Genomic DNA, 26,617 nt, shown 5'->3' on the forward strand with positions numbered 1-26,617 from the left:
AAATATCGATTCTCACCGGCGGCGCGCATTCCCAGTTGCGTATCCCCCGGACGTATCCACGCCGAAGCATGTTCGCCGCATCACCAGTACAGGATGTGTCCCACACACCAGCGCTTGCCGACCTGAAAGGGAGGAATCATGGACTTCACCATCGCTGCCGTATCGGCGATCATCGGGTTTGTCCTACTGCTCGCCGGCATCCCCAAGCTGACGGACTACGACGGTGTTCTGCGTTCGGTACGTGGATACAAAGTCCTTCCGAGCGGGCTCGAAGGACCGGTTGCCCGGGCACTTCCCATCGCCGAGACCGTGGCGGGCGCACTTCTCGTGACCGGCATCGCCCGGCAGTGGGCGGCCGGGGTTGCCGCACTCATGTTCGCGTCGTTCTTTGTCGGCCTTGTCGTCAACCTTGCTCGCGGCCGACGCGACCTCGACTGTGGTTGCTTCGCATTCGGCATCGGCGAGATCCCGCGTATCGGATGGTTCCACGCGGTACGTGCCGGAATCCTTGCCGCTGCGTCACTCTCCATCCTGGCAATCGGCAGCTCCGCGGGCGCGGGCGCGCAAGCAACAGCTGCCACCCTCGCACTCCTCCTGGTGCTGGCCGGCGTCGCCATCGCACAGATCCGATCCGTCGTTCATTTCGGCAAGCGCCCCGTCGACGACTACCTCTCGAGTGCTTCCGTCCGACTGCGTGCCGCCGGCGCCACGTCTCGGTACGGCGTTTGACCTTCTCCCTATTCACCGACTGCGCAAAGGCAGGACTTCTACGATGACTACTTTTCTACTCGTAGCGACCGTGATTCTCGTGATCGCCGTGGCCGTACTGTTCTTGATGGTTCTCGCTCTCGCCCGTGAAATCGGCCGTGTGCAGGTGCGTCTCGGACCACTCGGTGCCCGAATGATGGATACCGGTCCCAAGGTCGAACAGGTCGGGCCGTCGTTTGCCGGTTTGATCGACCAGGAAGGTCGAACCGTCGGAGTTGGTGGTCATCGAGACAAGGCTCAGCTCCTGCTGTTCACAGCACCGAGTTGCTCGACCTGCAAGAGCCTGCTTCCCGGCGTGCGGGCAATGGCCCGAGCCGAATCCGACCTCGACGTTGTCATCATCTCCGACGGAACCCCCGAGGAACACCGAGAGTTCTTGGCCGGCAGCGGCATCGGTTCCGAGCTCAGCTACATCGACGCTCGTGACGTCGGCATCGCCTACCAGGTGGGCACCACTCCGTACGGCGTAATTCTCGACGAGCACGGCAAGATTCGCGGCAAGGGCCTGTGCAACCACATGGCTCAGGTCGAGAGCCTGCTCAACGCACTCGAGTCCGGAACCCCCTCACTCCAGCACCTTCATGCGCAGGCTAAGTCGGGCAGCGCGGCCTGATCACCCTGAGTTCTGCTCGTTCCTCTTCACGAATCAGGAGAAATTTGTTGGACGACAATGCGTTTCCACAGCACAACATGACAGAGAACCGATATCCGGTAGACGAGGCAACCGTTCAAGCGCAGGCCGAATGGATGGCAGGCCAAGGTGGTTCACTGACCAGCCGCACCGGCCGCAAGCTCTCCGAACGCGTCTCGCGGCGGTCGATGATCAGCCGAATCGGCAAGTGGACCATGGGAGTATCCGGCGTAGCGCTGATCAGCACCTTGCCCGTCACTCGTACCGCGTTTGCTCAAGAAGCCACGCCTCCCGCTCCGGCACCGGGCCCGGAACCGCTTGTTCCCGTGTACGACGGCAAGGATCCCGCGGAATGTGAATACTGGCGCTGGTGCAACATGGACGGCACATCCTGCGCTGCCTGCAACGGCGGCGGTGTCACCACGTGCGCGCCCGGCAGTAAGCCAGGCGCCGAGTTCTGGGTTGGCTGCTGCACCAATCCCGATACCGGAAAGACCTATCTGATCGCGTACTACGACTGCTGCGGTGCGCCTTCGTGTTCCAACGCCTTCTGCGGCGAGCCGGACATGCAGGCAGTGATGTACAACCCGGTTTCCGGCAGCTACGACCAGGAAATCATCTGGTGTGTCTCCGACGAATCGCAGGCGTACACCTGCACCATGGCTCCCATCATCGGTGAGGACTGCCAGACCCGTCCGGCTGCACGCCCCAAGGTCGGTGCCGGATCATGAGCAGTTCACGAACCCGAAAGCTCGCCCGTCCCGCCGTCGCAATACTGCCTCTCACCGTTGTGCTCGCACTGGCCGGTTGCAGTTCGTCCGACAACGACGAACCTTCCAGCGCAGGTGATGTCACCTATCCCACCGTCCCGTTCACTGCTCCTGGTGATGGCATTTCGCTCGGTCACGACGATCAGGAAATCGGCGACACCATTCCCGAACCCCTGCACGTCGGGTCGATCGTTCCGATTGCCGCTGACCGACTCCTCGGCGTCGAAGGTGGATTCGGCCAGCTCGAACTCAGTGTCAACGTCATCGATCCGAAAACCGGTGTGGCCGAGAGCCGCATCACCGTCGGACCCGGTATCTGGGATCCCGTCATCCACGGATTTGTCGGTGACTCCGACGATGACCCAGCGGTGCTCGCCGCCGAAGTGTGGCGTCCCCGAGGTTCGCGTGGCGCAGCCGATTTCACGGTCAGCACCTACTCCGGCAACCTGCTGGAGCCGGCCGAGGTCATGCTTCCGGACGTCGCACGTGTGCATTCGCGTGCCGGCTCCAATGCCGTCACCTCCGACGGCAAGTTCTTTGTCACTTGGGACGACGGCCTGTACGGCATCCGTGTTGTCGACTTGGAGAAGCAGGAGGCGACCGGCGCCCTCCAGATCGTCGGATGTGGACCGTTCACCTGGATGGTCGGACACGAACTCTACAGCGTGTGCGAGGACACCCGTGAGCTGCTTCAAGTCACAATCAGCGACGACGGAGTCCCCACCGAGACCGCCCGATCCAAGGTCTTGCCCGACGATTTCGTCTCGACTCGCAAAGTGACGTGGGCGGCCGACGCGCAGAAAGCGTTGTTGGTCAGCGAGAACGGTGACGTCTTCGTCTTCGACTTCTCGAACGGACTACCCAAGGAAGCCGTCAAGCCCATCGGAAATGCGGGCCAGGATTCCGGACGCTTCTCCGAGAACCTCATCAATGCGGATGCAACGCGTCTGGCAATCGAGTACACCGACAGCGCAATTCACCCGGACTCCGCTCGCGGTGGTTCGATCGTGAAGATCGATCTCTTCGACGCGGCTACGTTCGCCCCGATCAAGAGTCTTTCTCTGGCCGACCTCGGCCTCACCGATATCGGAAGCACCGCCTTCTCAGTTGACGGTGCAACGTTCTACGTGCTCGGCACCGGACCGGAGGTAGAAGGCTCCGCTCCGCAGAAGATCTTGGGCTACAACGCAACCACCGGTGAGCAGGTCAGTTCCGTGGATATCTCGGGCAATGTCGGTGATGTCACCGGGTTGATCACACCAGAAGTACTTCGATGAGTCGTCCCGGATCCGGTGTAGTGATGGGCCGGCGCCGCTTCCTGAGTCTGGGAGCACTCGGCGCCGGGGCAATCGGGCTCGGCGCCGTGGGAACGATCGCCGGATGCAGTTCCACTGCAGCAACTCCGACGCCGCTGACCGATCTCGACTTCATCATGCCCACCGACCCCGAAGTTGCTGCTGCAGAGTCGGCACGAGCCTGGAACGGAACCACCGCCGCGTTTGCCTTGGCAGCCGGATTCTCGACGGTTGATCTCGGCGGACGCCTCGTGGACACATGGACGTACGGTGGCGCTGCTGTCGCTCCGGAACTTCGGCTGAAGTCCGGTGACCGGGTGAACGTCTCCGTCCAGAACAACCTCGATGCCGAAACCACGCTGCACTGGCACGGAATTCGAATCCGCAACGACATGGACGGCGCGGCACCCACCACGCAGGCTCCCATCGCGGCGGCTTCGACCTTCGACTACAACTTCGTCGCCCCGGATCCGGGAACGTACTGGTACCACTCGCACAGCGGACTACAGGCAGACCGCGGACTCTTCGGCGCCATGATCGTCGAGGACCCGAACGACTCCAGTGGGGCCGACGCCGATGCCGTTCTGGTACTCGACGACTGGGTCGACGGATTGGGTACCACACCGGATTCCATACTGATGGCACTCAATCCGGCAATTGCCGGCGGCCACGGCGGCCATGGCGGAGCCGCATCAACACCCGTTGAGCACGCCGAGGGTGACATGGCAGTTGCGCAGCAGTTGGTGAGCGCCGGCCATGGTTCGTCCGAGCCTTTGGGCGGCATGACACAACACATCGCGTATCCATTGCACTTGATCAACGGGCGACCGCCCAACGATCCAGCTGTGGTGACCGCTGCGCCCGGTTCGACTCTGCGACTACGAATCATCAACGCGGCGGCCGAAACTCCGTACCGGTTTGCCGTGGCCGGGCATGAGATGACGATCGTAGCCACCGATGGCTTCGACGTGGAGCCGACTCACGCCGACGCCATCATCGTCGGAATGGCGCAGCGCTACGACGTACTCGTGACGGTCAAGTCGGGAACCTGGCCGGTGGTCGCCAAGGTCGAGGGCCGCGACGGATACGCGTCGACCGTCCTGCGCAGCACCGACGCGTTGGCACTCTCGAATCCGGATGTGGGTGGTGTGATCTCGGAGTTGGGCGGCCGTTTGGTGCTCGAAAGCGCTCTCCGTCCCGCGGAATCCACACGCCTCGAGACGAAGTCACCCGATCGCGACTACCACATCGAGTTGATCCAAGCCGGAGATCGTTACGTGTGGGGTATGGCCGGTGCCGATGCGGGCAAACTCGTGATGAAACAGGGTGAACGCGTTCGGATTACGATGAAGAACACGTCCACCATGTGGCATCCCATGCACACTCACGGCCACACCTTTGCGGTACCGGATTACGGCGGGCTTCGCCGTGACACCGTCAACGTGCTACCAGGCAGCGAACTCGCCATCGAGTTCGATGCCGACAACCCCGGCGAGTGGATGTTCCACTGCCACAATGCCTACCACTTCGAAGCCGGAATGACGGCAAATCTGCGTTACGTCCGCTGACAAGTAAGAAGAATCGAGAGGACCTCTCATGAAGAAGCTCGTTCCCGCTTTCCTCGCCGCTTGTGCGGCTTTGAGTCTCACCGCCTGCAGCAGCGGCAGTTCGGCGTCGGACGAACCCGCCGTCGTGATCGAGGTGAAGAACATGGCCTACACACCGGCGTCGGTCACGATCGAAAAGGGCCAGACCGTCGAGTGGAAGTTCGACGACGGCGGACTCCCCCACGACGTGGTCGGTAACGGTGAGCTCGAAGGGAAACTGAAGAGCGAGTTGCTCACCGAGGGAACCTTCTCGTTCACGTTCGACGACGCCGGTACCTTCACCTACCACTGCACGCCCCATCCGATGATGGTCGGCACCGTGATCGTTCAATAGTGAGGAGGTGGATCGCCGGCTTCAGCCTTGCCGTCGCGGCAACGTGTGTTCCCGCGTGCGGCACAGAAGGTCCCGCCCCCGACGTCGTGGTCGAGATCAGCAATGTTCAGTTCAGTCCGATGGACGTCACCGTTGAACATGGCGGCACCGTCGAGTGGCGTTTCGACGACGGCGGACTTCTGCATCATGTGGAATCACCCGGACTGTTCGACAGTGGCATCACCGGAGATGGCACCTTCCGGCACACGTTCGAGAGCGCCGGCGTCTACGAGTACTCGTGCTCCGTGCACCCGTACATGATCGGAGTCATCACAGTGTTGTGACTACTGGCTCATCATTTTTCGTGAACTACATACATTTTGGAGGATCTGATGACTACCGTTCTCTCACACGGCCCACTCCAGACCGATGTCCCTGACATTCGGCCGACCCTTCAAGGCTCAGTCGGCACGGCTACTCGCGCCAGCCTCATCGCCGCAGGTGCTGCGGCGGGTGCCGGCATTGCACTCGTGGCTGCGCCTTCTGCGACAACAGCTTTGACCACTGCGGTTGTCGGAGCCGGACTGGTCACCTCACTGGCCGCCAACTGGTCGACCTGCGGAATGTCGGTTGCCGGAGTTGTTGCCGCACCGAAGCAAGCCGACCGTAAGGGATCGTCAACTCCGGTACGCCGACTCGGTTGGCATGCACTGGGTTCCGTCACGACAGGTGCCGTCACCGGCGCCCTGATCGGCGCTCTCGGCGCGGCGGTGTCCGGTTTCATTCCGATCGGCTGGGCGTTGGGTGCCTGGGCTGTTGTGGCACTTGCGTACGGTCTGCACGAGTTGGGTGTTCTCACGATGCCGACTCCGATGCGGCGCCAACAGCTTCCGCGCCATCTGCGCCGCACCATGGCGCCGTGGAAGGTCTCACTGATCTTCGGCGCTATCATCGGGCCCGGATTCCTGATCTTCATCCGCTCGAGTGCGTACTACCTCCTTGCACTCGGTGTTATCGCCTCGAGCTCACCGGCTCTCGGCGCTGCACTGTTCACCGTTGTCTCCCTCGGCCGCTGCATGCCTAGCCTCGCGGCAATCGTGCACACCAATCGCGGTGGCTCGATGCCCGGTTTCCTCTCGGTCATGTGCGTCGTAGACCGTCGGGTGCAGAGCATCACGGGCGCCGCACTGATCGCACTGGGAGCATTTGCTGCTTTCGCGTTGGTCTGAGTTTCCGTCGAAAGTAGTGTGGCCGGTGAGCATTTGCTCGCCGGCCACACTGCGGTCCGGAGATTCGTACCAGAGACGAGGCTTGCCTCAGTCCGAGAGGAAGACAATCGGTGTCGCTTCGGGAATTCTCCAACTTTCTGATCGAACGCATCGACGCCGCGGCCGCGGTCTACGGGTCCGGACGGCCCATTCCCGAAGCAGAAGCACGTGAGCGGTTGGCTGCCGAATTCATCGTGCCGAACGACGGCTACCTGGCGTTCATCGGCAGATGGGGCGGGTGCTACGTCGGGGTGTCCGTCCACGCCTGGGATCAGAGTTCACTCCTCGGGACAACCAGGTGCCTGGAACTCACAGCCCGTGCGCGCGATGACTTCGGCGAGATCAGGTGCGGATGCGCCGAGATCGCCATGCCGTCCTTGCTCTCGCGCGGCGGCGGTTGAATGTGTTGTGAGCGATGGTCCGTGACAAAGTGGTCTATTTGCCAGGACCAACTGCCGCATTGGCCGCGCAGATAACTTCTGAAGCGATCAGTAACAGACCCGAATGGACTGTGTTCTGGCCCGCGTCCATTCGTAAGCCGTATCAAGCGTTGTCGCTATGCGGCAGGGACACCCGTCGACTGGTGCGGGTGCGATGTGAGCAGTGACTCAATCGAGACAGAACTCATTACCTTCGACATCTTGCATTACGAGGCATGACTCGTTGTAGCCATCGGCGCGCAGTAGTCGCACACGTACCGCACCGAGTGCGATCAATCGTGCGCATTCGGATTCGAGCGCGACCACGCGTTCTTCGCCCACGAGTCCCGTACCTACTCGCACGTCAATATGTAGTCGATTCTTGACAACCTTGTTTTCAGGAACGCGCTGAAAGTGCAGGCGCGGACCTATACCCGAGGGATCGATACATCCCGATCCGTTGCGCTCGTAACCTAATACTTCGCACCAGAATTCCGCTACGCGCTCAGGCTCCTCACAGTCGAAGGTGACTTGAATCTTCTTGATCGATGCCATCGGATCACAGTAGATGCGGGTCTCTTCGTTTGCACGTTCTTTATCGCATGGTTCGCGCTAGACGTGAGCTGCGGTGAGAATTTCGTGAATCCGTCACCTTAGTGATCGAGTGTCGAATCCAAGAACTCTTTGGTGAATACCGATCGCGCACAGAACTACCGAAACATCAGCGCCCAGCTCCCGAAGGGCGAGAGCTGCGTTCCTGACCGCACCGCCAGTGGTGATGACATCTTCGACCAGGGTGACAGTCTTCCCTGCGACGTCGATTCCCTCTGCCAGCTTGTTGGTTCCGTACGACTTCGGTTCCTTACGGATAAAGACCGCCGGTAGACCGGTTGCCTGGCTGAGCATAGTGACGATCGGGATACCGCCCATTTCCAGTCCGCCGAGTATTTCGGTGTGTTCTGGAACCAACGGGGCCATGCGGTCGGCGATGCGACGTAGAAGGTCCGGGTCGGTTTCGAATAAGTATTTGTCGAAGTACTCGGAAGCGGTTATTCCCGAGCGGAGAGTGAACTTGCCCGTCAGGCAGCGTGAGGAGGGGCAGATCCATCTCCCAGTTTGGCGGCATATGCTCGCATACAGGTCCTTCGTACCTGCATCGCCTCCGGCTCAGCCAGACGGAACGGCCTGCGGCCGTGCTTGACAAAACCTATTGAGATTCCTTTCAAGTGTTATGGGCTCGAGCCGTCGGCTAGAGCTGACCACCCGCGTCGACGGTATGCGTGGTTCCCGTGACATAGCGTCCGCTGTCTCCGACGAGGTAGAGCACTGCGTCGGTGATGTCGGATGATTCGAGCGCGGGCACCGGCAGGGTGTTGAGTGTCAATGCGGCTTCCTCGAAGTCAGCGCGTGTAGGCGCGGCGAGGTCCGGCCGGAAGAGCTTGTAGGTGGCGTCGTTGAGGATCATGTCGGTTGCCACGGTGGTGGGATGGATGGTGTTGACTCGGATATTCTGCGGCGCAAGCTCTTTGGCGAGCACCTTCATGAACCCGACCAGACCCGCCTTAGCCGCTGAGTAATGCGCGGTATTCGCGTTCGCTTTCAGAGCGGCGAGTGAGCTCGTGATCACCACAGAGCCGCCCCGACCACCCGCGACAATATGCGGCACCGAAGCGACACAGGTCTTCCACACTCCGGTGAGATTGATATCGATCATCGTCGACCAGGTTTCCTCGGACATCTCCAGCGTCGAAGCAGGCACCGAGATACCGGCATTGGCGAGCACGATGTCGAGGCGGCCGAGCTCATCGACACCGGCGTCGACCACTGCTTTCAAGCCGTCGAGGTCCCGGACGTCGACTTCGCGGGCAACAATGCGACGACCGAGGGCTTTGACCGCACGCTCGGTTTCCGCGAGGTCGTCCGCCGTGGCGGTCGGATACGGCACTGTGTCGACCTGGCGACATACGTCTATCGCGATGATGTCGGCCCCTTCTTGCGCGAGCCGTAGCGCATGGCTGCGCCCCTGGCCCCGTGCAGCACCGGTGACGAATGCAACTTGACCCTCGAATTGCCCCATGACAGAAAACCTTTCGGCACATGTGGCACCGACCTTCAGCGGTGCCGCGTCGTACAACCGAGGTTATGTCAGTCGATGCCAAAACATGGCGTTTTGAGAAAACTCACCACCCGGGCGATACGGGTAACCCGCCCAAGCCCGAAGGCCGACGCCATGGCCGGGCGAACCTGGAACGATGGACGCGTGATGAGTACCGACAACCGAATCGACCGCGGCGGCAGGCCGGCGGCAACAACCGCGCACCACCTCGCCGCCGTCGCCCAGAGACTGTTCGTCGAACGCGGCTTCGACCGGACCAACGTCGAGGACATCGCGCACGAAGCGGGAATCAGCACTCGAACCTTCTTCCGATACTTCCCGACCAAGGCCGACGTCCTGTGGGTCGAATCGGACGCCGAGATCAGTCGGCTGCGACAAGCACTGGCCGACAGCACCACGACCGAACCGTACGAAGCCGTCTTGGTGCGCGCCGTAGTCACCGCCATGGCTTTCCCCGACGACCAGATCGAATGGGCCAGACACCGCGCCCAACTGGTCCTTACGGAACCCGCCGTGCAAGCGCAGGCATCGCAGCGCCACACGCGGTGGCGAGCCGCTGCCACCGAATTCGTCAGCGCTCGCACCCCCGACGATTTCTTCCCGATTGCGGTGGGACACGCAGTACTCGCCGCCACACAATCGGCCCACGAGTACTGGATCGCGCATCCAGAGACGCAACTCGCCGATCAGCTCGAACGTGCACTGCTCCTGCTCCTCCCACCCCTACCCACAGCGGTCTAGCTCGCATCGACCTTGGAATCGAGATCCAATGCTCGGCTTGAATTACCTCCGCTCGAGGTAAACCACCAGGACAGCGCAGCGAAAGAATTGTCCGTCCCGCTGGGCGCACCTCGAGATGCGGAGGTTCCGATGCCCGAGCTCGGCAACAACTCACCGCCCATGGGCGGAGGTGTAGAACCTGCTCACGGCGACGTAGTCGGGCAACCCCATACCTCCGCCGAGGGGCAACCGATCATCGCTGCAGAACAAGACGCTGCCCGAATCAGCTCACCCGCCCACCCGCTGGGTAAGCCCGGACCGAGCTTCGACCGCAAGTCTCCGTTCATGATCGGAATGGCCGCAGCCGCGGGAGTGGCCGTCACTTACGGCGGGATCGAGTTACTGATCGCAGCACACGGCGTACTCGTCCTCATTGTCATCGCCGCGTTCCTCGCAGCCGGCCTCGAACCCGTCGTGTCTTGGTTGGTGCAACACCGAATTCCCCGTTGGGCGGCTGTGACCGTGGTCTTTCTCGCGGCCTTCGGCATGCTCGCCGGTTTCCTCGCTGCCGCGATACCCCCGATCGTCACCCAAGGCAGCGCACTCGTGGACAACGCCCCTGGCTACCTGCACCACCTCCAAGAGCGCTACCCCGCCATCGACGAACTCAATTCTCGATTCCATCTTCAGGACAAGCTCCAGCAGACGATCGGTGGCGAAGGTGTCCCGGATGTCGTCGGCGGGATCCTCGGTGCCGGTAAGTTCGTGTTCAGTGCGATCAGCGGAACCGTCATCGTGGTTGTCCTCACCGCCTACTTCCTCGCCAACTTCCCCCGAATCCGCGCCTCGCTCTACCGCCTGGCACCCCACTCCCGCCGCCCGCGGACCATCCTGATCGGCGACGAGATCTTCGCCAAGGTCGGTGGATACGTCCTCGGAAACATCCTGATCTCGCTCATCACCGCCGTTCTCACCTTCATCTGGCTGATCACCTTCGGCGTTCCGTACCCACTATTGCTCGCCGTACTGGTCGCAGTACTCGACCTGATCCCGATAGTCGGATCGACGCTCGCCGGAATCGTCGTAGCACTGGTGGCTTTGACTGTGTCACTACCTATTTCGCTCGCCACCGTAGCCTTCTTCATCATGCTCCGACTCGTCGAGGACTACGTGCTCGTGCCGCGCATCATCGGCCGGACCGTCCAAGTACCACCCCTGCTTACGGTCGTTGCTGTCCTGCTCGGCGGGGCTCTGCTCGGAATCGTCGGCGCACTGCTCGCCATCCCGATCGCTGCCGCGATCTTGCTGCTGGCCCGCGAAACACTCCTCCCCCAGCTGGACCGTCGATAATCTGCCGGGGTTGTTTCGAACTCCTGTGTTCACGGAATAAGCATGGTCTTGATGGAGCGTCGCTCGTCCATCGCCGCATATGCCTCAGCGACCTGATCGAGCGGCAGAGTCAGATCGAAGACCTTGCCCGGCTGGATGTGCCCGTTCCAGACGCGGTCCAGAAGATGGTCGAGGTATGCCCGCACCGGTGCAGGTCCACCGCGCAAACCGACGTTCTTCCAAAACATGTGCCGCTGAGGAAGATCCGCGACATGGGGTACGCCGACCCAGCCAACCATGCCGCCGGGGCGCGCGGACCGCAGGGCCTGCTCGACGGAATCGTGAGTACCGACGCACTCGAGCACCGAATCTGCTCCGATTCCGGATGTGAGTTCCTTGACCCGCTCGACGCCGTCGTCGCCGCGTTCGGCAACGATCTCGGTGGCGCCGAATTCCAGTGCGAGACGCTGCCGATCCTCATGGCGGCTCATCGCGATGATCCTCTCCGCGCCCAGTTCCGCTGCTGCAAGTACACCGGAGAGGCCCACCGCGCCGTCACCCACAACCACGACCGTGCTTCCCGGCTTGACGCCTGCGCTGACCGCCGCATGCCAGCCGGTACACATGACATCGGAGAGCGCCAGGATGTTCGGGATCATCGCCTCGTCCGGCAGTTCGGGGGTGGCGATGAGTGTTCCGTCGGCATTCTGAACACGGATCAACTCTGCCTGGCAACCGTCGTATCCGGTGCCGTGGAGGCAATTCGCGTGTGCGCCGACTTTGCACAGCGCGCAGGTGTTGTCGCTGGTCAAGAATCCACCGACCACAAACTGTCCGGGCTTCACGGTGGTGACGTCGCTGCCAACCGCTTCGACGATGCCGACGTACTCGTGGCCGATGGGCGTCGGCTTGGTGACCTCCGCGATGCCACGATATCGCCACAGATCCGAACCGCACACGCACGCTGCCACTGTGCGGACTATCGCGTCGGTGGGCTCCACGATCACGGGATCGGGTCGGTCCTCGAAGCGGATGTCATTGGGACCGTAGATAATTGTGCCGCGCATGAATAACTCCTTCGCTGCCGTTTGCGCTTCAAGCGGGGAAAACCTCGAGGGTGGCCGAACGCGGTCCACTTTCGACAAGGTGATCGACAATGCTCGGGTACTGGCGGTACTTCTTCCGGTAAGCACTGTCCACAAGCGGGAGGTCTGCGTCACCGGCCTCGACGAACTTCACCTCGTACGCGCTGCCGCCGGAAATAATCTGCCCGGTTCCGGTCGCGATCGCGCCCTTGAACCAGGCTGCCGGACGGCCGTTGGTAGATCGGATGAAGAGCCGGTCACCGTCGCCGACGATCCAGATGATCGTGGGCCTTCTCAGCGAACCGTCGGCCCGCCTGGTCGCGACCTGCACTTCCTGAGGGTTCGCGATTGCCGCTACCTGCTCTTCGCTCCAGCCTGTCATTGCCCGTACCCCTTGCATCGACGACATGTTCCTTCAGCCAACCCCAGATCTGCCACGGGCGCGAGGGCCAGGGGTTACCGGTAATGGCAGTGCCTCCTTCGAGGGAGTTCGGCAACCTGACACCCTTTGTGCGCAGCGAGCACCCCTTGCTGCACGCCACAACCGTTGTTCACTGTGCACAAACCGTGCTCACTCAACAGCTCTTGATATGCAAGCTCCAGCTTGCCTATAGTGGTGCCGTGGTCACCATCTACCGTGCTCTCGACGACGACACGAGGCGCATCATCCTCGACGAACTCGCAGCACATGACGGCCAGACTCTGTTCGAGATCTGTTCACTGCTCACGATGCGACACGGTCTGGGCTTCACGCGTCAGGCGATCTCTCAGCACCTCGGTGTACTCGAGTCGGCTGGACTGGTCGTGACCGAGCGGCGCGGACGCTCCAAATTCCACTACTTCAATCCCGAGCCACTTGCCGAAATCACCCGGCGGTGGCCCATCGAGACAGGAACACCATGCAAATCAAACTGACAAGCATCTTCGTCGACGACCAGCGAGCAGCACTCGCCTTCTACACCGATGTCCTGGGTTTCACGAAGCACCACGACATCCCACTGGGCGAGGATGCATGGCTCACCGTCGTCTCGCCGGAGGTACCGGACGGCCCGCAACTCCTGCTCGAGCCCGCGAAGCACCCGGCTGTGAAGCCGTATCGCGATGCTCTTGCCGAGGAAGGCATTCCACTCGCTCAGTTTGCCGTCGAGGACGTGGAGGCCGAGCATGCCCGCCTGACGGAAAAGGGTGTGGTGTTCACGCAGGCTCCGACGGATATCGGCACCGCCGTCATCGCTGTCTTCGACGATACGTGCGGCAACCTGATCCAGATCATCGCGGAGAAGCCGGCTCAGTGAGACTCCTGCTGTGCACCTTTGTTAACCGACCGCGGTTAATAAAGGCGCACAGCAGAATTGACCGAATCCTCCGGCGGACTCGTAACCTTGGCATCACGACCGGACAGCATGTCGATTGCCGCTTTCGGCTTGGCGAGAATCCACTCTCGGGCAGCATTTTTGACTAATGTCGTTGTTGCGCAACCACAGTCACTGTTCACGCCGTCCGCATCGATTCCGGCGTCACGGCATAACGCGACGGCGCGGGGAACATGGTAGCCCTGGGTGACAATCAACGCCTTCGACACACCATACGTATGTATTGCCCTCGAGCAGGTGTCATACGTGTCCAGGCCGTACGGATCCCCGACGATACGACGCTCATCGATCCCCTGCTCTACCAGGTAATTTGTCATGGCCGCGATCTCGTCGCCCGAAGCTCCATTCGCGTCCCCGGACACCAGCACGGCGCTCGCTTTACCGTCCTCGACCAGTTGAACGGCCGCGTCGAGGCGCCCTTTCAGGAACGCCATCGGCTTGCCGTCCTTGATCTGAGCACCCAGAACGATTACCACCGGAGCCTCGGGCGCATCCGCGACGTCGAAGGTGTGCCCCTTCGCGGCAACGGAGATCCAGACGACGGACCCCACATAGGCAACGACGCCGAGTGCAACGAGACCCGCAATCCACCGCTTCACTAGCGGAAGAGATTCGCGACAAACGGAATCGTGTCGGCTTGCGATTCGATCAACGCGCCGCTGTGGTCGGTGTTGTACGCCTTGAACGTCACGGGTTCACCATTCGCAACCAGAGCCGCGACGAGCGAAAGTGCCGACGGGGCAGGCACATCCACGTCCAGCAAGCCTTGGCCGATGAAAATGGGGCGGTCGTAACCGCTGGTCGGCACACCCATGTAGTCGTTCAGGAGACGGTAGAAGTTCGGGATTTCGTTCAGCGGGCGAGACAGCACCTCGCCCAGAACGAGCTTCTTCGATGCATCTTCCAAGTCTGCGGCGCACAGTTTTTCGGCCAGATCGACCTGCTCGCGACCCAGCGGAGTCAGGTACGAGTTGACGTCGATTTCCGGGTGAGCTTCGCGCAGACCCGCCAGAATGTAGAGGGCGTACGAGGTCAAGCCTCCGCCGAGTGCAATGGGCGGAAATCCGGGACCGGCCGGCAGGAAGACCAGTTCGATGTTTGCCGGCACACCCGTCCCCACACCGCCCCGGTAGTCGAGAGAATCCCCGCCGTATTCGGTTGCGTATCGCGCGGTGGTGATTGCCGCGCCGCCGCCTTGCGATTGTCCGACCACTGCCCAACGATTCGAGATCGAGGAATCGAGGGCGCGAGCGGCCTTCACGGAATCAACGACGCTGTGCGCCTCCACTTTTCCGTCGAGGTATGGCATGAGGCCCGGAGTTCCCAGCCCGACGTAATCGGTTGCGACCACGGCGTAGCCTTCGGCGAGCCAGCGGCCCAGATACGGGTAGTCGCGTTCCGGGAGTCCTGGCCCGACCAAGGAAGGTGCGCAGGAGTCGTCGAGGCCGGTGGTTCCGTGCGCCCACGCGATGACGGGCCAGCCGCCTTCGGGGGCGGGGCCAGCTGGTACGTAGTACGCACCGCTACTGAGGGCAGGGCTGCCGTCGGAACCGATGGTCCAGTACGTGAATCGAGTAGCGTCGACGGTCCCCGGAATCCAGAGATCGCGCGGTAGCGGTTCGCTCGACACAACGGTTCCGGTCGCAACCGAAACCCCAGGTGCCTCCGCAGACGCCATTGGCGCCAAGACCACCGAACTAATTGCCGCAGCACACAGCGCCGCAATAATCGACTTCGACTGAAAATTCACGTCCCGACAACCCCTCACTCCGATGCACTGGAGTCATCGTAGGACGTGGTTCCGATCGGCGCGGCTGATTGTCACCGCTGCGACGACTACGCCGATCACCACTCCGATGAGGGTGTCCGCCACTCGCGCGAGCGCCGCGCTGGTCTCGATGGGTGCACTGAGACCGATGAGCACCAGGGCCATCGGCGTCACGGCAACCGACGTCAACGCGTAATTCTTGACGACAAACAGCTCTGCCGCGGTCTGCAGAATCACCACTGCAACAACAGCCTGCCAATAGCCGAGTGTCAGGGCGATCAGAGCGGCAGCGATGATCGCTCCGCCGACGTTGCCGACAAGCCGTTGGATTCCGCGTTGAACGGTCTGCTTGTAGTTCAGCCCCTGCATTGCTGCCATCGCACCCATCGACGCCCAGAGCGGATGCTCGAGTCCGGCGCCCGCGGCAACCCATCCGGCCAATGCCGACGCCATGACAATACGAACGGCATTCATCACCACGGCGCGCGAGTACAGATGCCGTAGACCGGCGACGACGTAGTTCTCCGGCGCGGGCAATTCTGATACAGGCTCGAGCGAGTGCTCGATCATGCTGGAGCGCTTCATCTTACGAAGCTCATCCTCGTGCACTGCAATATCGCGAAGCAGCGACGGGTCGCCATGCTCGCTCCACAATCGCACTGCGGCATCCGCTTCGCCGAGCACCGCCATCAGTTCACGACCATGACCCAGCGTCGACTTGATCCGACTGCTCGACGCGATAACCGTCCGCGCATGGGCAATCGACGCCCGCGCAGTCGGGACTGAACCACCGGCCTCTAGCTTCCCGACGTTCGCAAGCGCGCGAGCGACAGCCAGACGTGCGGGGCCCATCGGCAGCACAAGCGCGGGAAGCATCGCCGCGGCCCATCCGATCAGTACACCGATCGTTCCGGCGACAACCAGCCGAACCAGATCCGCAAAGCTCGTGGCGAAGCCTGCTGCACCCGTCGCGGCAAAGACAAGAATCACCGGCCCTGGACCAGTGATGCGGAAGCCAGAGATGAAGCAGTAGGCAGCGCCGGCCGCCAACGAGAGAACACCGATCTGCGCCCAGACCGGCACACCGAACATCCCCAGAGCCGCACCAAATGCAATGAACGCAACCAACGCTGCGCCCACTATCGCGAGTTTGCCGGCCAACCGGGGGTATGGCTCGTATCGTCCGAACGCCGCACTCAGCGCGCCCAGCGCTGCAAATCCCGCCAGCTCTTCGTGCCCGAGCACACCACCCAAGATCAGGACTACCGCTGTTGCCAGACCGACCCGTATCGCCGGGGCAATTCCAGCGTCGGCGGAACCGAGCCGGAAAGCCGCCCGCCACGTCTGCGCTGAGACCGAATGCGCAATTGCTCCGCTCGAATGGCGGAGTCGGCTCGATGTCGTGGTCGGAGTAGGCGTCACTAATCCAGCATACAGTTATTTCACTAGTAAATTACTTGTGAAGTACTGTGAAATCAGTCGCTAAGATGTGTGCCATGGATCAGGCCAACAGTCCCGAAGACGACTTCATCGACAAAGTCCGTCGTGAATGGAATCGTGCCTACCCTGACATCGACACCTCGCCGGTCGAGGTGATGGGACGGATCACCCGAATCAGTTCGCAGTCCCTCCACCAACTTGATCGCGCCCTGGCTCCCAGCGGCGTCTCTCGCGCCGAATTCGACGTGATGAGCGCACTGGCCCGCAGCGATCGCCCACTTCGCGCCAGCGAGGTCACCGCAGTCACCATGTTCAGCGGCGCCGCCACCACCAAGCATGCCGATCGACTGGCCAAGCTCGGACTGGTGGAGCGTCAACGGTTCGAACGTGACGGACGCGTCGTACTTCTCCAATTGACCGAAGCTGGAAGAGCTTTGGTAGAGGCAGAGTTTCCGCGCCGGGTCGAACGCGACCGCCGGCTGTTGTCGGGACTGAGCGAGAACGAGAAAGTGCAACTCACCGCACTCCTCAAGCGGATCTCGGTCAACATCGACGCCGGATTACCCGACTGAGCTACTTCGGCAGCGGAACGTTCTGCAAGCGAACCTGTCCACGCGCCACTTCTTTTCCCGTTTCCGGATCGGTGATGACAACCGACCACAACTGCTGAACGCGGCCCTGCTGAATCGGAAGTGCCACGACATCGACGCGTCCGCCGGTGCGGGCTCGCAAGAAGTCGGTTCCGTTGTGAACGCCAACGGCAAATTCTCCACGGTCCGCGACAGCGGTACTCGCACCGATACTTGCCGCCGATTCCACAGCCGTTGTGTAGACGCCGCCGTGCACCACACCCCACGGCGTGTGATGAGCGTCGGACAGATCGATATGTCCGACAACTTTGGTGCCGGACACCTCGTCGAGTTGTAATCCTGCGGCGCTCACAAAAGCGCTCGCCGCCTCGAGATCCACATCGGCCACGTCATGCTCCTTGTCTAGTCGGTTGGATTTCCCAACTCACAGTGCGGCATAGATTTGATGCCGTCAAGTGCTAAGTTGGATTTCGCAACCCACAGTCGATCGGAGTGAGCGTGACACCCAAAGGTCGTAACTGCTCCATCGCCAAGGCGTTGGACCTTGTGGGCGAGAAATGGTCGCTTCTGATCCTGCGTGAGATCGTCCTCGGGCAACGACGCTTCGACGCCATCGCGAGGGGCACCGGTGCCAGTCGGGATATTCTTGCCGCCCGGCTTCGGACGCTCGTCGACGCCGACGTGCTGACAAAACGCCTGTACGAGGATCATCCCCCACGCTACGAATACGTCGCCACCGAGTCAGGTAAAGCGTTGTATCCGATTCTGATGGCGATCATGGAATGGGGAGACACCTACGCGATCGACGGCCCGCCCCCGACCGTCGTCGAACATCGGTGCGGCGAGCAACTGCACGCGCAAGTGGTGTGTGCCCATTGCAACGAACCGCTCGAGGCGCGGGACGCCACCGTCCTGCACCTCTCGCCGACAGCTCCCTAACGCTCCGGCGGAAACCCACCTGTTGCGATCGGTCCCCACGAATCGACGGTGACGCGGATCAGGCTCTTGCCCTGCTTGTGCATCGCTCGCCGGTACTCGTCCCAGTCGGGATGATCGCCGGCGATCGAGCGGTAGTAGTCGACCAGGGGCTCGACGGATTCCGGCAGGTCGATGAGCTCGGCCGTCCCGTTCACCTGCACGTACGGTCCGTTCCACTCGTCGGAGTGGATACACAACGACACCGTGGGAGTACGACGCACATTCACCGCTTTAGCCCGCTCCGGGTAGGTGGAGATGACGATGCGGCCTTCGTCGTCGACACCACACGTGATCGGTGAAATCTGGAGTTCGCCGGACTTGCGGACGGTCACGAGAGTGGCACGGTGGCGTGGTCTGATGAATTCGAGTAACTCGGCGTGCGAAACCCGGTCTGCACTCGCAATTTTCGACATACAACCAGCCTAGGTGGGTTTACGCGCTCATGGCATCTCGATGGTCTGAGCGCGCGCGATCTCGCCGATCGCGGTGGTGATGTACGTCGTCAGCGGTTTCTTGACAACCGCGGACAAGCTTCCGATCACAAGCGCAGCTGAACGCAGGTATGCACCGTGGCCGATCCGGAACGAGTCGTCTTCGAGATCGGTAATGCCGAGGGCGCCGGTGTACACGGCGGCGAGAGCCTGCACGTCGAGGTCGGGAAGCCACACGATGGTGGCCTTGGCGCAGGCAGTGAGCGCGTCTTGCACATCTTCGCTCGAGAGTCCGTCCGGGTGGGTGTCCTCGAGGAGTTCACGAACGATAGCCGCGTGCACCGATGTGACCTGCTCGAACGACAGCGTGCGCAGTTCATCGACCGCCTCGGTCAACGCATCGCGGTTGGCCGCTCGCACCGCGGCCAGCGCGTCTGCCGTGGCAGCGGCGATGTCGCGGGCAACCTTCGGCCACTCGGTGGGCCAACTCTGCTGGGGGTTCACGTTCGGTTCTCCTTGTTCGCGCTCGCGTGTGAGCTTGCCAGGTGGCACCGACAGCACACATTCAGATGAAGCGGGCCAGGAATGCCATCGCGTTGTGGGGCGCAAAACCCTTCATGTCGTTGTCGAAGTACACAAACACGTCAAGCTCGTCGCTCATCCAGCCCTGAGCGCGTTCGGACCAGCTGTCCAGGGCTTTGTCGGTGTAACCGCTTGCGTACAGTTCCTTGTCGCCATGCATGCGCAGGTAGACAAAATCGCTGGTCGGCGTAGTGATCTGGGGGTACCTTCCCGCGGTATCGGCGACGACAAACCCGATGTCGTGCTCGCGCATCAGTTCCACCGCTTCCGGCACGGCAAAACTGGCATGCCGCGCCTCCACCGCATAGCGGATCGGGAGTTCGATCTCTGCGTGCGCCAATACCCTGTCTTCGGTCAGCTTGTCGTCATGGTGGGCGGCCAGTTCGGCAGCCTGCGTCGTCGTACGCGGAAGCAGTTCGAAGAAGCTCGCCAACCGTTCGGGCTCGAACTGCAAGGTGGGCGGCAACTGCCAGAAGATCGGCCCGAGTTTCGGACCCAGCGCAAGCACACCCGCCGCAAAGAAGTTCGCCAGCCCTGTCTGTGTGTCGAGCAGCCGCTTCATGTGCGTGATGTACCGACCGCCCTTGAGGGCAAACACAAAGTCGTCCGGTGTTTCACTGCGCCACTTCGCGAAACTCTCCGGTTTCTGAAGCGCGTAGAACGAGCCGTTGATTTCGATCGATGTCAATTTCTCTGCGGCATAGGATAATTCCTTGCGATGCGCAAGGCCACTCGGATAGAAGTCTCCACGCCAGGCGGGATACGTCCACCCTGAGATACCTACTCGGATATCTGCCACCAGATCAGACTAGACGCCCGATACCCCGGCACTGAGCGCAACGGACACCGGCACGACGGTCAGGCACACCACTGCTGCGACAAACAATCCGATGACGAGCCGACGATCCCACTTTCCGCGGGCGCCGCTTGCCGCAAGCATGAAGATCACAAAACCCACACAGACAGACACGATCGTCACGATCACCGGAGTACCAACCATGGGTTGATTGTCCCCTACCACTTTGTGGGTATACCCCTCGGAGGTGAATACCCCTGCCGAGCAAGGAGTCGAAATGCCGAAATACCTCTGGCAAGTGACGTACACACCAACCGGGGCCGCCGGCCTTCAGAAGGAAGGTGGCACCGCCCGCCGCGATGCAATAACCCACATGGTCGAAAGTGTCGGCGGCACAGTCGAATCCTGCCACTTTGCACTCGGCAGTCATGACATGTTTGTCATCGGCAGCCTTCCCGACGCCGTTGCCGCCGCGGCATTGAGCATTCGCACCACCGCCGAGGGAGCGGCTCGATCCGAATCCGTCACCCTGCTCACGCCCGAGGAAATCGACGAAGCAGTCAATCGCCCCGCCGACTACCGTGCGCCCGGCGCGGAATAGATCCGGGTCACACTCGGGTTACCACCACCATGACTGACGCGACGCAGACACCTGACCTGGGCACCTACGGAATCTGGCGAGGAGCCGCCGGATTGACACCGGATCTGGGTGCGGCAATCGAGAAACTCGGGTTCGGCACCATCTGGATCGGGGGTTCACCGCGAGCGGACCTTCTGGTGGCCGAGAAGCTACTCGACGCAACGGAACGCATCACCGTGGCGACCGGGATCGTCAACGTCTGGTCGTCTCCCGCTGCTGAAGTTGCCGAGTCGTACCACCGACTCGAAGCCAAGCACCCCGGACGGTTCCTCCTCGGAATCGGCATCGGACATCCCGAAGCCACCGGCGATTACTCGAAGCCGTACGCCACCTTGGTGTCCTACCTGGATGAACTCGACGCGGCTCAGGTTCCGGAATCTCGTCGCGTCCTCGCCGCTCTCGGCCCCAAGGTATTGAAGCTGTCGGCTGATCGCGCTGCCGGTGCGCATCCTTATCTGACAACTCCCGAACACACTGCCGAAGCACGCGAGATTCTCGGACCGTCGAAAATTCTTGCGCCGGAACACAAAGTTGTATTAGAGACCGATCCAGGCAAGGCGCGGGCAATCGGTCGTCCGGCCGTCGCCAATCCATATCTGCACCTACGTAACTACACGACCAATCTCGAACGACTCGGCTTTGCACCCGACGAAATTGCGAACGACGGAAACGATCGTGTCATCGACGCGCTGGTGGCCTACGGAACCGCCCGTTCCATCGCGGACAGGTTGCGTGAACATATTGCGGCCGGGGCCGACCACGTTGCGATCCAGGCGCTTCCGGCCGATGGTGATCCAATTGCGACGTACGAGGCATTGGCCGCAGAACTGTTCCGGTAACTCTTGACTTGGATAAGTCGTGTCCGAGTATACTTGGACACGGCTTATCCAAGTAAAAAGGAGACAGGCATGAAGATCGTCATTTTCGGGAGCGGGCTCATCGGAAGTCAGGTCGCGTCGAAGCTCGGCGACGCCGGGCACGACGTGAAGGCACTCGGCCGTGCGGACGGTATCGACACCACCACGGGCGAAGGCCTCTTCGAAGCCGTGACCGGTGCAGATGTGGTCGTTGATCTTACAAATTCCCCTTCGTGGTCGGACGACGACGTCATGGCCTTCTTCCGCGACGGAACTGGCCATATCCTCGCGGCGGAGGAGAAGGCGGGCGTCGGGCACCACGTCATCCTGTCCATCGTGGGTGCCGATCGACTGTCTGATTCCGGGTACATGCGAGCCAAGGTCGCCCAGGAAGACCTGGTCAAGGCCGGCCCGATCCCCTACTCGATCGTCCGCTCGACCCAGTTCTTCGAGTTCATCGCCGGAATTGCCGATGCCGGGACCGTGGACGGCACAGTCCATGCAACGCCGGCGCATCTTCAGCCGATCGCGTCGCGGGACGTCGCATCTCACGTCGCCGAGGTTGTGACCGGCCCGCCGTTGAACGGGACGGTCGAGATCGCCGGACCCGAACCGCTGGGTATCGACGAATTGGTACGGCGCCTGTTCTCCGTCACCGGGGACGACCGCTCGGTGACGCCCGATCCGGAGGCCGGCTACTTCGGCGCGAAACTCGACAGTGCCGCGCTCACACCGACTCCCGGCGCGAACGCCTGGATTGCGCCGACAACACTGGACGAGTGGTTGGCCTCGAAGGCCTGAAAAAAGACAACACCACCGATGTCCGCCCCAAACCGGTTTCCACGGCGTCGATAGAGTTCTGGCATGAAGCTTTCCGGAGGAGTGGAGTGGTCGCTCCATTGCTGTGTGGTCCTCAGCCAAGCGCAAGGCCCGGTCCCCACGGCCAGACTCGCCGAACTGCACGGGGTGTCGAAGACATACCTGGCAAAACATCTGCGCGCCCTGGCGCAGGCCGGTCTTGTCAATCCGACTGAGGGCCGCGACGGTGGATACGTCCTGACCCGGCCACCCGAAGACATCACAGTTCTCGACGTCGTTCAGGCCGTCGACGGTAAGGAACCTGCCTTCCGGTGCACGGAGATTCGGCAACAAGGGATCCTCGCCGCGCCACCGGAGCAGTGCCTCGCCCCGTGCGGTATCGCCAAGGTTATGGCCGACGCCGAAAAGGTATGGCGTGCTTCGCTGTCGGGAGTCACCATTGCAGATCTTGCGGCAACTCTCGATCTCCCCGCTCTCAAGAAAGTTCTGGCGGCACCGTCGAACTGAGTGCTCCTACAGGGAAGATTCCTTGTCGTTGGCGGGATCCAACTGATCCTGGGTAGCCGCCCAACTCGCCAAGACTTTGAGCGCATCTGCCGTCGGAGTACCCGGCGCCGCGGTGTAGACCAGCAGCGTCAGCCCGGGGTTGGACGGAAGTTCCATCGCCTCGAAGTTCAGCTCGAGGTCTCCGACAACGGGATGATGCACCTTCTTGAAACCTGTTCGATGAAAGCGCACATTGTGTTTCGCCCATCGCGTGCGGAATATCTCACTGCGCGTGGCTAATTCACCGATCAGTTCGGTCAGCGCCTTGTCGTGCGGGTTCTTCCCCGCCTCAGATCGGAGCATTGCCGCAATATCATCGGCGGCACGTTCCCAGTCGGTGAAAAATTCCTGCGAAGCCGGGTCGAGGTACACAAACCGTGCATTGTTCGCGGGACGACGTGGATCCGCCAATACCGGCGAATACAGCGCCCGGGCCATGCGATTGGCGGCTAACATATCGTGCCGGGCGTTGCGAACCCACGCCGGGGCGTCGGTGATGGCGTCGAGTATCTGCTGAATGGCCGGACTGACACCTTTGGGTGCTGATCGGCGCTTCGGCGGAGCCGACGCACTTGCGGTCTTCGCCAGATCGAACAGGTGATCCTGCTCGGCCTCGTCGAGTTGAAGTGCCCGGGAAAGACTTTCGAGTACCGAGTCCGATGCTCCGGCCAGATTGCCGCGTTCCATTCGCACGTAGTAGTCGATGCTGACACCCGCCAGCAAGGCAACTTCTTCGCGGCGCAATCCTTTGACCCGACGGTTTCCGCCGTACGCCGGTAGTCCCGCCTGCTCGGGAGTTATTCGCGCACGGCGGGAGCTGAGGAACTCGCGGATCTCGGCTCGGTTGTCCATGCCGATTACGTTACTCGAGTCGTCGAACCGCAGGGAGGTACTGCCGGTACCTGGAACGACAGGAACTCCCGCCAGGGTGATGCGGACGGTTCACTGGGTATCGACACCGCGAACCGAACAACCAAGAGGATTCATCATGCGCGCAACCATCATGTACAGCGCCGGAGACGTTCGCGTCGAGAACGTACCTGACCCCACACTGCAACAGCCGACCGACGCACTGGTACGCATCGTTCGAGCATGTGTCTGCGGATCCGACCTGCATCCGTACCACGACATGCCTGCCACACCAGGCGGCACTCCGATGGGCCACGAATTTGTCGGGGTCGTCGAAGAGGTCGGCGGCGACGTAGCCACGCTGAAGAAGGGTGACTTTGTCATCGCTCCGTTCGCCTGGTCCGACGGAACCTGCGAGTTCTGCCGCGAAGGGCTGCAGACGTCGTGCCGCCACGGCGGTTTCTGGGCCGGAAACGGCATCGGTGGCGCACAGGCCGAGGCCATCCGCGTGCCGTTCGCCGACGGCACCCTGGTCAAAGCACCCGTCAGCGAAGACTCGGAACTGCTCCCTTCACTTCTCACGCTGTCCGACGTCCTGGGCACCGGCTACCACGCTGCCGTCAAGGGTCGAGTGAACGAACGCACCTCGGTCACCGTCATCGGCGATGGCGCAGTCGGCCTCATGGCAGTTCTCTCCGCCAAACGACTTGGCGCCGAGCGGATCATCCTCATGGGCCGTCACAAGTCGCGCACCGATCTGGGCATCGAGTTCGGAGCAACCGATATCGTCGCCGAGCGCGGCGACGAGGGCATCGCCAAGGTCCGCGAACTGACCAGCGGTGACGGCACCCATGTTGTGCTCGAAGCAGTTGGCCACATGCCCGCCTACGAGCAAGCGATCGGTGTCGTCCGCCCCGGCGGTGTCATCAGCCGCGTCGGTGTACCTCAGTACGAGGTAGCGCCCGTCGGTTTCGGCAGCCTGTTCGGACCCAACGTCACACTCACCGGTGGCCCGGCTCCCGTGCGCGCGTACATCGAGGAGCTCATGCCAGACGTGCTCGACGGAAAGATCCAGCCGGGCAAGGTTTTCGACCGCACAGTCAACCTCGACGAGGTACCGGACGCCTACCGCGCGATGGACACTCGTGAGGCTCTCAAAGTTCTTGTTCGGCCCTAACGCATGACCACCGTCGATACTGCCCGGACCGGTCGCGTCAATTCCACCGCGATCCTGGCGATCATTCTGATCAGCTACTTCATGATCCTGCTCGACAACTCCATCATCTTCACCGGGCTGCCGAGCATCGCAGCCGAGATGGGGTATTCGGCGACCGGTTTGTCCTGGGTGCAGGACGCGTACACCCTCGTATTCGGCGGACTGCTCCTCCTCGGCGCGAGACTCGGCGACATCTTCGGGCGTCGCCGCATCTTTGTGGCCGGGTTGGCGATCTTCGCGGCCGCGTCGTTCCTGGTCGGGGTTGCTCCCAATGGTTGGTGGCTCATCGCGGCCCGCGCCTTCCAAGGCGTCGGCGCCGCGGTGGTCGCGCCGGCGTCACTGTCACTGCTGACGGCAAGCTTCCCTCCGGGGCGCGAACGGACACGCGCGGTTGCCTGGTACGGCGCAGCCGCCGGGATCGGCGCGAGCCTCGGCCTGGTGATCGGCGGCGCCCTTGCCGATTGGGTTTCCTGGCGCGCAGGATTTTTCATCAACGTCCCGATCGGCATCGCGATGATCGTTCTGGCACCGCGGTTCATTCCCGAAACGAAGCCGAGCACAGGACGTTTCGATGTAGCCGGAGCCGTCTACGCCACACTTGGAATGGCCGCATTGGTCTTCGGCATAGTCAACTCCGCCGAAGCCGGCGCGGCATCACCGACGACCTTCCTGCCGCTGACGCTCGGTGTGGTTCTCCTGGCTCTGCTGGTTCGAAATGAATCGCGCGCGGAGCAACCCATCATGCCGCTTCGACTCTTCCGCTCTCGCGAACGATCCGGCGCCTACGCCGCCCGCATGCTGTACCTCGGCGCCATGATCGGATTCTTCTACTTCACCACTCAACTTCTGCAAGGCGCAATGGGATTCAGCGCTTTCCAAGCCGGTGTGGCCTTCTTCCCGATGACTGTCGTCAATTTTGCAGTTGCACTGCTGATTCCGCGCTTGACCCCTCGATTCGGGAACGCTCCGTTGCTCGCCGCAGGAGCGGCACTCACCTTGGTGGGTATGACCTGGCTCAGCTTCGTGCATTCGGGCAGCACTTATCTGAGCGGCGTTGCATTACCGATGATCTTGATCGGCGCAGGCCAAGGTCTCGCGTTTGCGCCGCTCACCGCTGCCGGAATCGCGGGGGTGAAGGCCGACGACGCCGGAGCCGCGTCCGGACTGGTCAACACAGCACACCAACTGGGTAGCGCACTGGGACTCGGCATTCTCGTCGCGATCTCAGCCGGCGCCGGATCCGCTGCAGAATCCCCGAAAGAAGCACTCACCGAGCATATCTCGACTGCACTGACCGCAGGTGCCGGCCTCCTCGCCGGTTGCCTCGTCATAGTTCTTGTCTTCATCGTGCCGTCAGCGGGTAAACGAAGACAGGTAGACAGTCATCCGAAAATCGTTCAGCCATAACATC

The 26,617-nt window shown here is 61.9% G+C and carries 35 protein-coding genes; 21 read left to right on the forward strand and 14 right to left on the reverse strand.

Annotated elements, in window-relative coordinates:
* Window positions 1–138 precede the first annotated feature (138 nt).
* The 9 genes from R4P64_RS01030 to R4P64_RS01070 all read left to right on the forward strand — a co-directional run bounded on the left by R4P64_RS01030 (window position 139) and on the right by R4P64_RS01070 (window position 7,053).
* Entirely contained in the window at window positions 139–729 is a 591-nt protein-coding gene (locus tag R4P64_RS01030; RefSeq protein WP_233365860.1) for a MauE/DoxX family redox-associated membrane protein, read from the forward strand.
* 43 nt (window positions 730–772) lie between these two features.
* Window positions 773–1,381: a redoxin domain-containing protein gene (locus R4P64_RS01035; RefSeq protein ID WP_045065315.1), complete on the forward strand. Its 609-nt coding sequence runs from the start codon at window positions 773–775 to the stop codon at window positions 1,379–1,381.
* 77 nt (window positions 1,382–1,458) lie between these two features.
* A complete protein-coding gene (locus tag R4P64_RS01040) occupies window positions 1,459–2,130 on the forward strand; it encodes a methylamine dehydrogenase light chain (protein WP_317542989.1) in 672 nt (223 codons plus the stop codon).
* Window positions 2,127–3,446, forward strand: coding sequence for a hypothetical protein (locus R4P64_RS01045; RefSeq protein ID WP_317818916.1), 1,320 nt, complete (start codon window positions 2,127–2,129; stop codon window positions 3,444–3,446). The genes R4P64_RS01040 and R4P64_RS01045 overlap by 4 nt, the downstream gene beginning before the upstream one ends.
* The gene (locus R4P64_RS01050; protein WP_317818917.1) at window positions 3,443–5,032 is read left to right on the forward strand and encodes a multicopper oxidase family protein; all 1,590 of its coding nucleotides are present in this window, start codon (window positions 3,443–3,445) and stop codon (window positions 5,030–5,032) included. The genes R4P64_RS01045 and R4P64_RS01050 overlap by 4 nt, the downstream gene beginning before the upstream one ends.
* A 28-nt stretch (window positions 5,033–5,060) precedes the next feature.
* A complete protein-coding gene (locus tag R4P64_RS01055) occupies window positions 5,061–5,405 on the forward strand; it encodes a plastocyanin/azurin family copper-binding protein (RefSeq protein WP_317818918.1) in 345 nt (114 codons plus the stop codon).
* Window positions 5,405–5,728 (forward strand): cupredoxin domain-containing protein, encoded by a 324-nt coding sequence (locus R4P64_RS01060; RefSeq protein WP_080711673.1) that lies wholly within the window; start codon window positions 5,405–5,407, stop codon window positions 5,726–5,728. The genes R4P64_RS01055 and R4P64_RS01060 overlap by 1 nt, the downstream gene beginning before the upstream one ends.
* A 48-nt stretch (window positions 5,729–5,776) precedes the next feature.
* On the forward strand, window positions 5,777–6,613 hold the full coding sequence (locus tag R4P64_RS01065; RefSeq protein ID WP_317818919.1) for a methylamine utilization protein: 837 nt from the start codon (window positions 5,777–5,779) through the stop codon (window positions 6,611–6,613).
* Window positions 6,614–6,723: 110 nt separating this feature from the next.
* Window positions 6,724–7,053, forward strand: a complete 330-nt coding sequence (locus tag R4P64_RS01070) for a hypothetical protein (RefSeq protein ID WP_317818920.1) — start codon at window positions 6,724–6,726, stop codon at window positions 7,051–7,053.
* Between the two features lie 207 nt (window positions 7,054–7,260).
* Here R4P64_RS01070 and R4P64_RS01075 read toward each other — a convergent pair whose 3' ends face one another.
* The 3 genes from R4P64_RS01075 to R4P64_RS01085 form a co-directional block, all read right to left on the reverse strand.
* On the reverse strand, window positions 7,261–7,626 hold the full coding sequence (locus R4P64_RS01075; protein ID WP_317818921.1) for a VOC family protein: 366 nt from the start codon (window positions 7,624–7,626) through the stop codon (window positions 7,261–7,263).
* A gap of 93 nt (window positions 7,627–7,719) precedes the next feature.
* Window positions 7,720–8,049, reverse strand: a complete 330-nt coding sequence (locus tag R4P64_RS01080) for an orotate phosphoribosyltransferase (RefSeq protein ID WP_317818922.1) — start codon at window positions 8,047–8,049, stop codon at window positions 7,720–7,722.
* Window positions 8,050–8,320: 271 nt separating this feature from the next.
* The gene (locus tag R4P64_RS01085) at window positions 8,321–9,148 is read right to left on the reverse strand and encodes a mycofactocin-coupled SDR family oxidoreductase (RefSeq protein WP_317818923.1); all 828 of its coding nucleotides are present in this window, start codon (window positions 9,146–9,148) and stop codon (window positions 8,321–8,323) included.
* 186 nt (window positions 9,149–9,334) lie between these two features.
* Here R4P64_RS01085 and R4P64_RS01090 point away from each other — a divergent pair, with 186 nt between their 5' ends.
* Both R4P64_RS01090 and R4P64_RS01095 read left to right on the forward strand, forming a co-directional pair.
* Complete coding sequence (locus R4P64_RS01090) at window positions 9,335–9,928, forward strand: TetR family transcriptional regulator (RefSeq protein ID WP_317818924.1); 594 nt, start codon at window positions 9,335–9,337, stop codon at window positions 9,926–9,928.
* 129 nt (window positions 9,929–10,057) lie between these two features.
* Entirely contained in the window at window positions 10,058–11,257 is a 1,200-nt protein-coding gene (locus R4P64_RS01095; protein WP_317818926.1) for an AI-2E family transporter, read from the forward strand.
* Between the two features lie 29 nt (window positions 11,258–11,286).
* On the opposite strand, the gene R4P64_RS01100 is transcribed toward R4P64_RS01095, so the two are convergent.
* Together R4P64_RS01100 and R4P64_RS01105 are read right to left on the reverse strand one after the other, a co-directional pair.
* Entirely contained in the window at window positions 11,287–12,303 is a 1,017-nt protein-coding gene (locus R4P64_RS01100; protein ID WP_317818927.1) for a zinc-dependent alcohol dehydrogenase family protein, read from the reverse strand.
* Between the two features lie 28 nt (window positions 12,304–12,331).
* A complete protein-coding gene (locus R4P64_RS01105) occupies window positions 12,332–12,703 on the reverse strand; it encodes a DUF2255 family protein (RefSeq protein ID WP_317543008.1) in 372 nt (123 codons plus the stop codon).
* A gap of 248 nt (window positions 12,704–12,951) precedes the next feature.
* Here R4P64_RS01105 and R4P64_RS01110 point away from each other — a divergent pair, with 248 nt between their 5' ends.
* On the forward strand, window positions 12,952–13,236 hold the full coding sequence (locus R4P64_RS01110; RefSeq protein ID WP_033233848.1) for an ArsR/SmtB family transcription factor: 285 nt from the start codon (window positions 12,952–12,954) through the stop codon (window positions 13,234–13,236).
* Window positions 13,221–13,616 carry a VOC family protein gene (locus tag R4P64_RS01115; protein ID WP_219110296.1) on the forward strand — a complete coding sequence of 132 codons (396 nt, stop codon included), beginning with the start codon at window positions 13,221–13,223 and terminating at the stop codon, window positions 13,614–13,616. Before R4P64_RS01110 ends, R4P64_RS01115 begins: the two co-directional genes overlap by 16 nt.
* Window positions 13,617–13,651: 35 nt before the next feature.
* Here R4P64_RS01115 and R4P64_RS01120 read toward each other — a convergent pair whose 3' ends face one another.
* Genes R4P64_RS01120 through R4P64_RS01130 form a run of 3 tightly spaced genes read right to left on the reverse strand, consistent with a single transcriptional unit; the run spans window position 13,652 to window position 16,899 of the window.
* Entirely contained in the window at window positions 13,652–14,293 is a 642-nt protein-coding gene (locus R4P64_RS01120; protein ID WP_233365851.1) for a vancomycin high temperature exclusion protein, read from the reverse strand.
* Window positions 14,293–15,444: an alpha/beta hydrolase family protein gene (locus R4P64_RS01125; protein ID WP_317818928.1), complete on the reverse strand. Its 1,152-nt coding sequence runs from the start codon at window positions 15,442–15,444 to the stop codon at window positions 14,293–14,295. Before R4P64_RS01125 ends, R4P64_RS01120 begins: the two co-directional genes overlap by 1 nt.
* A 33-nt stretch (window positions 15,445–15,477) precedes the next feature.
* Window positions 15,478–16,899 (reverse strand): FUSC family protein, encoded by a 1,422-nt coding sequence (locus tag R4P64_RS01130; protein WP_317819723.1) that lies wholly within the window; start codon window positions 16,897–16,899, stop codon window positions 15,478–15,480.
* A gap of 59 nt (window positions 16,900–16,958) precedes the next feature.
* Here R4P64_RS01130 and R4P64_RS01135 point away from each other — a divergent pair, with 59 nt between their 5' ends.
* The gene (locus R4P64_RS01135) at window positions 16,959–17,474 is read left to right on the forward strand and encodes a MarR family winged helix-turn-helix transcriptional regulator (RefSeq protein ID WP_033233554.1); all 516 of its coding nucleotides are present in this window, start codon (window positions 16,959–16,961) and stop codon (window positions 17,472–17,474) included.
* 1 nt (window position 17,475) lies between these two features.
* On the opposite strand, the gene R4P64_RS01140 is transcribed toward R4P64_RS01135, so the two are convergent.
* Window positions 17,476–17,880, reverse strand: a complete 405-nt coding sequence (locus R4P64_RS01140; protein ID WP_033233555.1) for a PaaI family thioesterase — start codon at window positions 17,878–17,880, stop codon at window positions 17,476–17,478.
* Between the two features lie 110 nt (window positions 17,881–17,990).
* On the opposite strand from R4P64_RS01140, the gene R4P64_RS01145 reads away from it, so the two are divergent.
* Complete coding sequence (locus tag R4P64_RS01145) at window positions 17,991–18,431, forward strand: winged helix-turn-helix transcriptional regulator (RefSeq protein WP_045065347.1); 441 nt, start codon at window positions 17,991–17,993, stop codon at window positions 18,429–18,431.
* On the opposite strand, the gene R4P64_RS01150 is transcribed toward R4P64_RS01145, so the two are convergent.
* From R4P64_RS01150 to R4P64_RS01165, 4 genes are all read right to left on the reverse strand, one after another.
* A complete protein-coding gene (locus R4P64_RS01150; protein ID WP_317818930.1) occupies window positions 18,428–18,883 on the reverse strand; it encodes a PPOX class F420-dependent oxidoreductase in 456 nt (151 codons plus the stop codon). The genes R4P64_RS01145 and R4P64_RS01150 overlap by 4 nt on opposite strands.
* Before the next feature lie 27 nt (window positions 18,884–18,910).
* Window positions 18,911–19,405, reverse strand: a complete 495-nt coding sequence (locus tag R4P64_RS01155; protein ID WP_095888031.1) for a hypothetical protein — start codon at window positions 19,403–19,405, stop codon at window positions 18,911–18,913.
* 61 nt (window positions 19,406–19,466) lie between these two features.
* The gene (locus tag R4P64_RS01160; RefSeq protein WP_317818931.1) at window positions 19,467–20,282 is read right to left on the reverse strand and encodes a DUF72 domain-containing protein; all 816 of its coding nucleotides are present in this window, start codon (window positions 20,280–20,282) and stop codon (window positions 19,467–19,469) included.
* 9 nt (window positions 20,283–20,291) lie between these two features.
* Window positions 20,292–20,483 (reverse strand): hypothetical protein, encoded by a 192-nt coding sequence (locus R4P64_RS01165; RefSeq protein WP_033233559.1) that lies wholly within the window; start codon window positions 20,481–20,483, stop codon window positions 20,292–20,294.
* A 73-nt stretch (window positions 20,484–20,556) separates the two neighbouring features.
* On the opposite strand from R4P64_RS01165, the gene R4P64_RS01170 reads away from it, so the two are divergent.
* The 4 genes from R4P64_RS01170 (at window position 20,557) to R4P64_RS01185 (ending at window position 23,102) form a co-directional block, all read left to right on the forward strand.
* On the forward strand, window positions 20,557–20,880 hold the full coding sequence (locus tag R4P64_RS01170) for a GYD domain-containing protein (RefSeq protein ID WP_092804380.1): 324 nt from the start codon (window positions 20,557–20,559) through the stop codon (window positions 20,878–20,880).
* A 29-nt stretch (window positions 20,881–20,909) separates the two neighbouring features.
* Window positions 20,910–21,758, forward strand: coding sequence for an LLM class F420-dependent oxidoreductase (locus tag R4P64_RS01175; RefSeq protein ID WP_233365846.1), 849 nt, complete (start codon window positions 20,910–20,912; stop codon window positions 21,756–21,758).
* Between the two features lie 69 nt (window positions 21,759–21,827).
* Window positions 21,828–22,577, forward strand: a complete 750-nt coding sequence (locus R4P64_RS01180) for an SDR family oxidoreductase (RefSeq protein WP_116102604.1) — start codon at window positions 21,828–21,830, stop codon at window positions 22,575–22,577.
* A 63-nt stretch (window positions 22,578–22,640) separates the two neighbouring features.
* Window positions 22,641–23,102: an RrF2 family transcriptional regulator gene (locus R4P64_RS01185; RefSeq protein ID WP_045065355.1), complete on the forward strand. Its 462-nt coding sequence runs from the start codon at window positions 22,641–22,643 to the stop codon at window positions 23,100–23,102.
* Window positions 23,103–23,108: 6 nt separating this feature from the next.
* Here R4P64_RS01185 and R4P64_RS01190 read toward each other — a convergent pair whose 3' ends face one another.
* Window positions 23,109–23,993: a helix-turn-helix transcriptional regulator gene (locus tag R4P64_RS01190; RefSeq protein WP_033233564.1), complete on the reverse strand. Its 885-nt coding sequence runs from the start codon at window positions 23,991–23,993 to the stop codon at window positions 23,109–23,111.
* Between the two features lie 136 nt (window positions 23,994–24,129).
* Between R4P64_RS01190 and R4P64_RS01195 the strand changes: the two genes are divergently transcribed.
* Both R4P64_RS01195 and R4P64_RS01200 read left to right on the forward strand, forming a co-directional pair.
* Window positions 24,130–25,167, forward strand: a complete 1,038-nt coding sequence (locus R4P64_RS01195; protein ID WP_116102603.1) for a zinc-dependent alcohol dehydrogenase family protein — start codon at window positions 24,130–24,132, stop codon at window positions 25,165–25,167.
* Window positions 25,168–25,170: 3 nt separating this feature from the next.
* Window positions 25,171–26,613, forward strand: coding sequence for an MFS transporter (locus tag R4P64_RS01200; protein WP_317818932.1), 1,443 nt, complete (start codon window positions 25,171–25,173; stop codon window positions 26,611–26,613).
* Window positions 26,614–26,617: the final 4 nt, after the last annotated feature.

The organism is Rhodococcus sp. IEGM 1366, assembly GCF_033142425.1.
In the GTDB taxonomy this organism is placed as follows: domain Bacteria; phylum Actinomycetota; class Actinomycetes; order Mycobacteriales; family Mycobacteriaceae; genus Rhodococcus_F; species Rhodococcus_F globerula.

Bases quoted from the DNA above. Each gene is read 5' to 3' on its own strand.
- R4P64_RS01030 (WP_233365860.1), top strand. From the start codon at position 139: ATGGACTTCACCATCGCTGCCGTATCGGCGATCATCGGGTTTGTCCTA.
- R4P64_RS01035 (WP_045065315.1), top strand. From the start codon at position 773: ATGACTACTTTTCTACTCGTAGCGACCGTGATTCTCGTGATCGCCGTG.
- R4P64_RS01040 (WP_317542989.1), top strand. From the start codon at position 1,459: ATGACAGAGAACCGATATCCGGTAGACGAGGCAACCGTTCAAGCGCAG.
- R4P64_RS01045 (WP_317818916.1), top strand. From the start codon at position 2,127: ATGAGCAGTTCACGAACCCGAAAGCTCGCCCGTCCCGCCGTCGCAATA.
- R4P64_RS01050 (WP_317818917.1), top strand. From the start codon at position 3,443: ATGAGTCGTCCCGGATCCGGTGTAGTGATGGGCCGGCGCCGCTTCCTG.
- R4P64_RS01055 (WP_317818918.1), top strand. From the start codon at position 5,061: ATGAAGAAGCTCGTTCCCGCTTTCCTCGCCGCTTGTGCGGCTTTGAGT.
- R4P64_RS01065 (WP_317818919.1), top strand. From the start codon at position 5,777: ATGACTACCGTTCTCTCACACGGCCCACTCCAGACCGATGTCCCTGAC.
- R4P64_RS01075 (WP_317818921.1), bottom strand. From the start codon at position 7,626: ATGGCATCGATCAAGAAGATTCAAGTCACCTTCGACTGTGAGGAGCCT.
- R4P64_RS01080 (WP_317818922.1), bottom strand. From the start codon at position 8,049: ATGGCCCCGTTGGTTCCAGAACACACCGAAATACTCGGCGGACTGGAA.
- R4P64_RS01085 (WP_317818923.1), bottom strand. From the start codon at position 9,148: ATGGGGCAATTCGAGGGTCAAGTTGCATTCGTCACCGGTGCTGCACGG.
- R4P64_RS01090 (WP_317818924.1), top strand. From the start codon at position 9,335: ATGAGTACCGACAACCGAATCGACCGCGGCGGCAGGCCGGCGGCAACA.
- R4P64_RS01095 (WP_317818926.1), top strand. From the start codon at position 10,058: ATGCCCGAGCTCGGCAACAACTCACCGCCCATGGGCGGAGGTGTAGAA.
- R4P64_RS01100 (WP_317818927.1), bottom strand. From the start codon at position 12,303: ATGCGCGGCACAATTATCTACGGTCCCAATGACATCCGCTTCGAGGAC.
- R4P64_RS01105 (WP_317543008.1), bottom strand. From the start codon at position 12,703: ATGACAGGCTGGAGCGAAGAGCAGGTAGCGGCAATCGCGAACCCTCAG.
- R4P64_RS01115 (WP_219110296.1), top strand. From the start codon at position 13,221: ATGCAAATCAAACTGACAAGCATCTTCGTCGACGACCAGCGAGCAGCA.
- R4P64_RS01135 (WP_033233554.1), top strand. From the start codon at position 16,959: ATGGATCAGGCCAACAGTCCCGAAGACGACTTCATCGACAAAGTCCGT.
- R4P64_RS01150 (WP_317818930.1), bottom strand. From the start codon at position 18,883: ATGTCGAAAATTGCGAGTGCAGACCGGGTTTCGCACGCCGAGTTACTC.
- R4P64_RS01165 (WP_033233559.1), bottom strand. From the start codon at position 20,483: ATGGTTGGTACTCCGGTGATCGTGACGATCGTGTCTGTCTGTGTGGGT.
- R4P64_RS01170 (WP_092804380.1), top strand. From the start codon at position 20,557: ATGCCGAAATACCTCTGGCAAGTGACGTACACACCAACCGGGGCCGCC.
- R4P64_RS01175 (WP_233365846.1), top strand. From the start codon at position 20,910: ATGACTGACGCGACGCAGACACCTGACCTGGGCACCTACGGAATCTGG.
- R4P64_RS01180 (WP_116102604.1), top strand. From the start codon at position 21,828: ATGAAGATCGTCATTTTCGGGAGCGGGCTCATCGGAAGTCAGGTCGCG.
- R4P64_RS01185 (WP_045065355.1), top strand. From the start codon at position 22,641: ATGAAGCTTTCCGGAGGAGTGGAGTGGTCGCTCCATTGCTGTGTGGTC.
- R4P64_RS01190 (WP_033233564.1), bottom strand. From the start codon at position 23,993: ATGGACAACCGAGCCGAGATCCGCGAGTTCCTCAGCTCCCGCCGTGCG.
- R4P64_RS01195 (WP_116102603.1), top strand. From the start codon at position 24,130: ATGCGCGCAACCATCATGTACAGCGCCGGAGACGTTCGCGTCGAGAAC.
- R4P64_RS01200 (WP_317818932.1), top strand. From the start codon at position 25,171: ATGACCACCGTCGATACTGCCCGGACCGGTCGCGTCAATTCCACCGCG.